This is a genomic window from Mycobacterium sp. (genome assembly GCF_035314905.1).
Lineage (GTDB): Bacteria > Actinomycetota > Actinomycetes > Mycobacteriales > Mycobacteriaceae > Mycobacterium.
In genome coordinates this window covers 1-6,080 of sequence record NZ_DATFYW010000233.1, presented here as the reverse complement: position 1 = coordinate 6,080, position 6,080 = coordinate 1, and the positions used below count along the sequence as shown (strand labels likewise).

Genomic DNA, 6,080 nt, shown 5'->3' with positions numbered 1-6,080 from the left:
CAGCCGATCGGCGATCAGCGCGACGGTGTTCGGCTGCAGCAGCCTGCGCTTGTGGTGCCGTGACTTGGGCCACGGGTCGGGGAAGAACACCCTCACCGCGGTCAGCGAGTCGCTGCCGACCATGTGCTCGAGGACGTCGAGCCCGTCGCCGCGAATCAACCGGATGTTGGCGATGCCCTCGCGATCGATCCTGCCGAGCAGCTGCGCAAGGCCGCGGCGGTACACCTCGACGCCGACCACATCCAGATGCGGCTCGGCCTGGGCCATTGAAGCAGTGGAAGTCCCCGTGCCACAGCCAATTTCAAGGACGACGGGAGCGGAGCGGCCAAACCAGCGGTCGGTGTCCAGCGGTGCAGCGCCGGGCTGCGCCTCGGCTCCCAACACCGGCCACAGCCTGTCCCAGGTCTGCTGCTGGCCCGGTGTCAACGCCGACCGCCTGGACCGGAAACTGGTCACCCGCCGATGCAGATGCGGCGCCCGATTCGGGTCGGCCAGCGTGCCCGGCCGCTCGCCGCGCTGCGTTTGCATCCGTTAATGGTGGCCCATGAAATTAAGCGGCCTCCTTATCTGGTGCAGATTGATACCCAACAGTGTCTTTTACTGCTATTTGCAGGTCGTTGCGCCAAGCACTCGCGCCAACGCGCCGGAAATGTCACCATTTGGCTGACAACGGGGGCCGGTCATCGACCGGTTGGGGGCACGGTGAGTAGACAGGGGCACCAGATTTTCGCCTTCGAGCCGGCGCCGGAGGCGCCGCAGCGGGACGGCCTCCGGTGACGGACGGCACGGGCGACCCGGTCGCCTCGGTCGACGCACTGGTGGCGGCGATCCACCCCGGCTTCACCGGCCCGGGCGTCGGGACACGCGACGCCGTACTGGTGACCGGCCCGTGGCTGGCCGGCTCGACCAGCCTCGCCGCCGCGCTGCGGCAGCGCATGCCGGAGCAGTCGTTCGTCGAAGCCGCCGAACTGGACACCGGGGAAAGCCCGGTGGCGATCGTGTTCGTCGTCTCCGCTGTCGCGCCGCTCACCGATTCGGACTGCGCGCTGCTCGACTCGGCCGCGGTCAACACCGATCTGGTGATCGGGGCGGTGTCGAAGATCGATGCGCGCCCCAACTGGCGCGACGTGCTGGCCGCCGACCGCGTTGCGCTGTCCGAACACAACCCTCGCTACCGCGATGCGGTGTGGGTCGGTGTGGCCGCCGCACCTGAGGTTGCCGAGCCGACGCTCGACGAGCTGGTCGACGCATTGCGGCGCGGCCTGGCAGATCCTCAGTTGGCGCGGCGAAATCGGTTGCGCGCGTGGCAAACCCGGTTGCGCGGTGCGGTGCGGCGCCATGACGACGACGCGGCCGGCGTCGGCCGGGAAGCCCGCACAGTGGCGCTGCGCGAGGAGCGAAGCGAGATGCTGCGCCGCCGGCGGTTGGCCGAGTCGGAGCGCATGAGCGGATTGCGCAGCCAGGTCGAGCAGGCGAAGGTGCAGCTCACCTATTTCGCCCACAACCGCTGCACATCGGTGCGCGGCGAACTGCAGGAGGACGCGTCCGGGATGACGCGGCGGCGGTTACCGTCGTTCGAGGATTACGTGCGCGGCCGCGTCAACGAGGTCGTCGCAGAGGTCGACGCCGGCGTGACCAAACACCTGAGCGATCTGGCCACCGAGCTCCGGCTGGCCCCGCCCGAGGGTGCGACGGCACCGGAGAACCCTGCGGTGCCGTCGCCACCGCTGAGGTCCCGTCGGCTGCGGACGCCGCTGATGGCGCTGCTCGGCGCGGGTCTCGGCGCGGGTCTCGGCTTAGGGGTCGCGTTGACGTTGACCCGGTTGGTCGCCAACCTGGCGCCGGCATATACCGCCGCCGCGCTCGCGGCAGGCGCGGTGGTGGGCATCGGCGTCGCGGTGCTTGCGGTCCGCGCCCGTGGTTTGCGCCACGACCGATCCGCGCTGGACCGCTGGGTGGGGGAGATCATCGATGAGCTGCGCGGGGTGCTGGGGCGCCACGTCGCTGAACGGGTGGCGAGCGCCGAAACCACGCTGACCGCCGAGCTGGCCCAGCGCGACGAGGCCGAGGCCGCCGACCTCGCCGAGCGAGTCGCTGGAATCGACGCCGAGCTGCACGAGCACGCGGTCGCCGCCCGCACGGCCGCCACCCTGCGCAGCCGCGAGCTGCCGCCCCTGCGGCGCGCGCTGGAGGCGGTGCAGGCCGAGCTCGATGTACCGGCCACGGGCACGCCCGCATCGGGGCCGTAGCCCGATCTCTTCGCGCTCTACTTCGCGCGAGCGCTCATCGGCCGCCTGATCTCTTCGCGCGAGCGCTCATCGGCCGGCGAACTGAATCGTTCCTGTGAGAAATTCGGCTCCGGCCCGGTTCACCAGGCGTGTGCGAATCGCGTTAACCTCTAATTTAGGGACTCACGCCGTGAAGGCGCGATGTGGCTTGCGTCCGGAAGAAAACCGTACGCAGGAGATTTACAGGAGAAGATTGATGACCGCAGCGACCATTCCGGGTCTGGACAGCGCACCGACTAAACACGAGGGTCTGTTGGCATGGGTTCGCGAAGTCGCCGAACTCACGCAGCCTAACCGGGTGGCGTTCGCCGACGGATCCGAGGAGGAGTACAACCGGCTGTGCCAGCAGCTCGTCGACGCCGGCACCTTCACCGAGCTGAACCCGGAGAAGGAGCCCGACTCCTACCTCGCGCAGTCTGACCCGTCCGACGTCGCACGAGTGGAGTCCCGCACGTTCATCTGCAGCGAGCTGGAGATCGACGCCGGCCCGACCAACAACTGGATGGACCCCGCCGAGATGCGCGGCGTCATGACCGACCTCTACCGCGGCTGCATGCGGGGGCGCACGATGTGGGTGGTCCCGTTCTGCATGGGCCCGCTAGGCGCCGACGACCCCAAGCTGGGCATCGAGATCACCGACTCCGAGTACGTCGTCGTGTCGATGCGCACGATGACCCGGATGGGCGACGCGGCGCTGGACAAGATCGGCGACGACGGGTTCTTCGTTAAGGCGCTGCATTCGGTCGGTGCCCCGCTGGAGCCCGGGCAGAAGGACGTGCCGTGGCCGTGCAACGACACCAAGTACATCACGCACTTCCCGGAGACCCGCGAGATCTGGAGCTACGGCTCAGGCTACGGCGGCAACGCGCTGCTGGGTAAGAAGTGCTACTCGCTGCGGATCGCGTCGGCGATGGCCCACGACGAGGGCTGGCTCGCCGAGCACATGCTGATCCTCAAGCTGATCTCCCCGGAGAACAAGGCCTACTACGTCGTGGCGGCGTTCCCGTCGGCGTGCGGCAAGACGAACCTGGCGATGATCCAGCCGACGGTGCCCGGGTGGCGCGCCGAGACTCTCGGCGACGACATCGCATGGATGCGGTTCGGCAAGGACGGTCGGCTGTACGCGGTCAACCCGGAGTTCGGCTTTTTCGGCGTCGCGCCCGGCACCAACTGGAAGTCCAACCCGAACGCGATGAAGACCATCGCCAAGGGCAACACGGTTTTCACCAATGTCGCGCTGACCGACGACGGCGGCGTGTGGTGGGAAGGCCTGGAGGGCGAGCCGCAGCACCTGATCGACTGGAAGGGTCACGACTGGACGCCTGACTCCGACGAGAAGGCCGCGCACCCGAACTCGCGCTACTGCACCCCCATGTCGCAGTGCCCGACCCTGGCACCGGAGTGGGACGACCCCCAGGGCGTGCCGATCTCGGCGATCCTGTTCGGCGGTCGCCGCAAGACCACCGTGCCGCTGGTGACGCAGGCCAACGACTGGCAGCACGGCGTCTTCATCGGCGCGACGCTGGGCTCCGAGCAGACCGCCGCCGCGGAGGGCAAGGTCGGCACCGTGCGCCGCGACCCGATGGCGATGCTGCCGTTCCTCGGCTACAACGTCAGCGACTACTTCCAGCACTGGATCGACCTGGGCAAGAACTCCGACGAGTCAAAGCTGCCGAGGGTGTTCTTCGTCAACTGGTTCCGCCGCGGCGACGACGGCCGGTTCCTGTGGCCCGGCTTCGGCGAGAACAGCCGCGTCCTCAAGTGGATCATCGAGCGGGTCGAGGGCCGCGGGTCCGGGCAGTCCACGCCGATCGGCATCGTTCCGACCGCCGACGATCTGGATCTGGACGGCCTCGACGTCGATGCCGTCGATGTCAATGAGGCGTTGTCGGTCAACCCGCAGGAATGGCGCGAAGAGCTGCCGCTGATCGAGGAGTGGTTCGACTTCGTCGGCGAGAAGCTGCCCACCGGGATCAAGGACGAGTTCGACGCGCTGAAGCACCGGCTGGGCGACTGACGCCCCGGGGCGGCGGTGCTTGACACCTGTCAACTCCAGGCGTCGTAGAGTCTGCGCATGCAGATCCGCGAGCATCTCGGGGCCGGTAAGCCGGCGATAATCCTTCACCCGTCGGGCACCGTCCTGACGTTCGACGACCTCGAGGCCAGGGCGAACCGGTTGGCGCACCGCTTCCGGCGCGCGGGTCTGCGGGAAGGCGACGTCGTTGCGATCCTGATGGAGAACAACGAGCACATCCACGCCGTCATGTGGGCCGCACGTCGCAGCGGGCTGTACTACGTCCCGATCAACACTCATCTGACGGCAGCCGAGGCCGCCTACATCGTCGACAACAGCGGCGCGTCGGCGATCGTCGGCTCGGCGGCGTTGCGGAAGACCTGCGAGAACCTGGCCGAGCACCTGCCGAACGGCCTTCCGGAACTGTTGATGCTGGCCGACGACGACCTCGACGGCTGGCTGCGCTATCCCGAATGCGTCGCAGATCAACCAGATACGCCGATCGACGACGAGCGCGAAGGTGATCTCCTGCAGTACTCATCGGGCACCACCGGCCGGCCGAAGGGGATCAAGCGTGACCTGCCGCACGTCATCCCGGCCGATGCGCCCGGCATGATGTCGGCGCTCGTGGGTGTCTGGATGGACCGCGATTCCGTGTACTTGAGCGCGGCGCCGCTGTATCACACCGCACCGTCGGTGTGGTCGATGAGCGTTCAGGCCGCGGGCATCACCACCGTCGTGATGGAGAAATTCGACGCCGAGGGCGCGCTCGACGCGATCCAGCGATACCGCGTCACCCACGGTCAGTTCGTGCCCGCCATGTTCACCCGGATGCTGAAACTTCCGGAATCAGTTCGTCTTTCGTATGACGTTTCCAGCCTGCAGCGGGTCATCCACGCGGCGGCGCCGTGCCCGGTGGAGATCAAGAAGCAGATGATCGACTGGTGGGGGCCGATCGTCGACGAGTATTACGCGTCCTCCGAGGCCATCGGGTCGACGCTGATCAGCGCGGAGGAGTGGCAGGCGCACCCGGGGTCGGTCGGCAAGGCCGCATTCGGCAACGTGCACATCCTCGATGAAGACGGCAACGAGCTGTCACCCGGGCAGGCCGGGGAGATCTACTTCGAGGGCGGCCACGCCTTCGAATACCTCAACGACCCAGCGAAAACCACGGCATCCCGCGACAAGCACGGATGGGTGACGGTCGGCGACGTCGGCTACGTCGACGAGGACGGGTACCTGTTCCTCACCGACCGGCGTCATCACATGATCATCTCCGGCGGGGTGAACATCTATCCGCAAGAGACGGAGAACATGTTGGTCACCCATCCGAAGGTGCTCGACGCCGCGGTGTTCGGCATTCCCGACGAAGAGATGGGCCAGTCGGTCAAGGGCGTCGTGGCGACCGTCGACCCGGCCGACGCCACCGACGCGTTCGCCGACGAGTTGCTGGTGTGGCTGCGGGAACGACTGGCGCACTACAAGTGTCCGCGGTCGGTCTCATTCGAGGCGCAGCTGCCCCGCACCGACACCGGAAAGCTCTACAAGCGGGAGCTCATCGACAAGTACTCTGGCTGAATCCGCGGCCCCTCAGGCGTCGGGTCTCAGGTAGCGCTCGGGATGGTGATAGTCGTTAATGGTGGGCCGGCCGAAATCCAGCTCCGGCGGCGGTATCCACTCGGTGCTGCCGTCGCTGCGTTTTCGGGTTGTCCAGCCCTTTTCGAGCAGCTTGTGATGCGGCGGGCACGCGAACGTCAAGTCGTCGATGTCCGTGCGCC

4 protein-coding genes and 1 pseudogene are annotated in these 6,080 nt (G+C 67.5%); 3 read left to right on the top strand and 2 right to left on the bottom strand.

Annotated elements, in window-relative coordinates; translation table 11 throughout:
• Nucleotides 1–528 (bottom strand): tRNA (guanine(46)-N(7))-methyltransferase TrmB (locus tag VKG81_RS20225; protein ID WP_324398508.1); only part of this gene is annotated, 528 nt, incomplete at its 3' end.
• 245 nt (nt 529–773) lie between these two features.
• On the opposite strand from VKG81_RS20225, the gene VKG81_RS20220 reads away from it, so the two are divergent.
• From VKG81_RS20220 to fadD4, 3 genes are all read left to right on the top strand, one after another.
• Nucleotides 774–2,249: a hypothetical protein gene (locus VKG81_RS20220; protein WP_324398507.1), complete on the top strand. Its 1,476-nt coding sequence runs from the start codon at nt 774–776 to the stop codon at nt 2,247–2,249.
• Between the two features lie 235 nt (nt 2,250–2,484).
• On the top strand, nt 2,485–4,305 hold the full coding sequence (locus VKG81_RS20215) for a phosphoenolpyruvate carboxykinase (GTP) (protein ID WP_324398506.1): 1,821 nt from the start codon (nt 2,485–2,487) through the stop codon (nt 4,303–4,305).
• A 57-nt stretch (nt 4,306–4,362) separates the two neighbouring features.
• Entirely contained in the window at nt 4,363–5,880 is a 1,518-nt protein-coding gene (fadD4, locus tag VKG81_RS20210) for a fatty-acid--CoA ligase FadD4 (protein WP_324398505.1), read from the top strand.
• Between the two features lie 12 nt (nt 5,881–5,892).
• Here the strand turns inward: fadD4 and VKG81_RS20205 are convergent.
• Nucleotides 5,893–6,080, bottom strand: a pseudogene (locus VKG81_RS20205) (hypothetical protein); the annotation flags it as partial.

Excerpts from the sequence above, each read along its gene's own strand:
- fadD4 (WP_324398505.1), top strand. The coding sequence starts at position 4,363 with ATGCAGATCCGCGAGCATCTCGGGGCCGGTAAGCCGGCGATAATCCTT.
- VKG81_RS20215 (WP_324398506.1), top strand. The coding sequence starts at position 2,485 with ATGACCGCAGCGACCATTCCGGGTCTGGACAGCGCACCGACTAAACAC.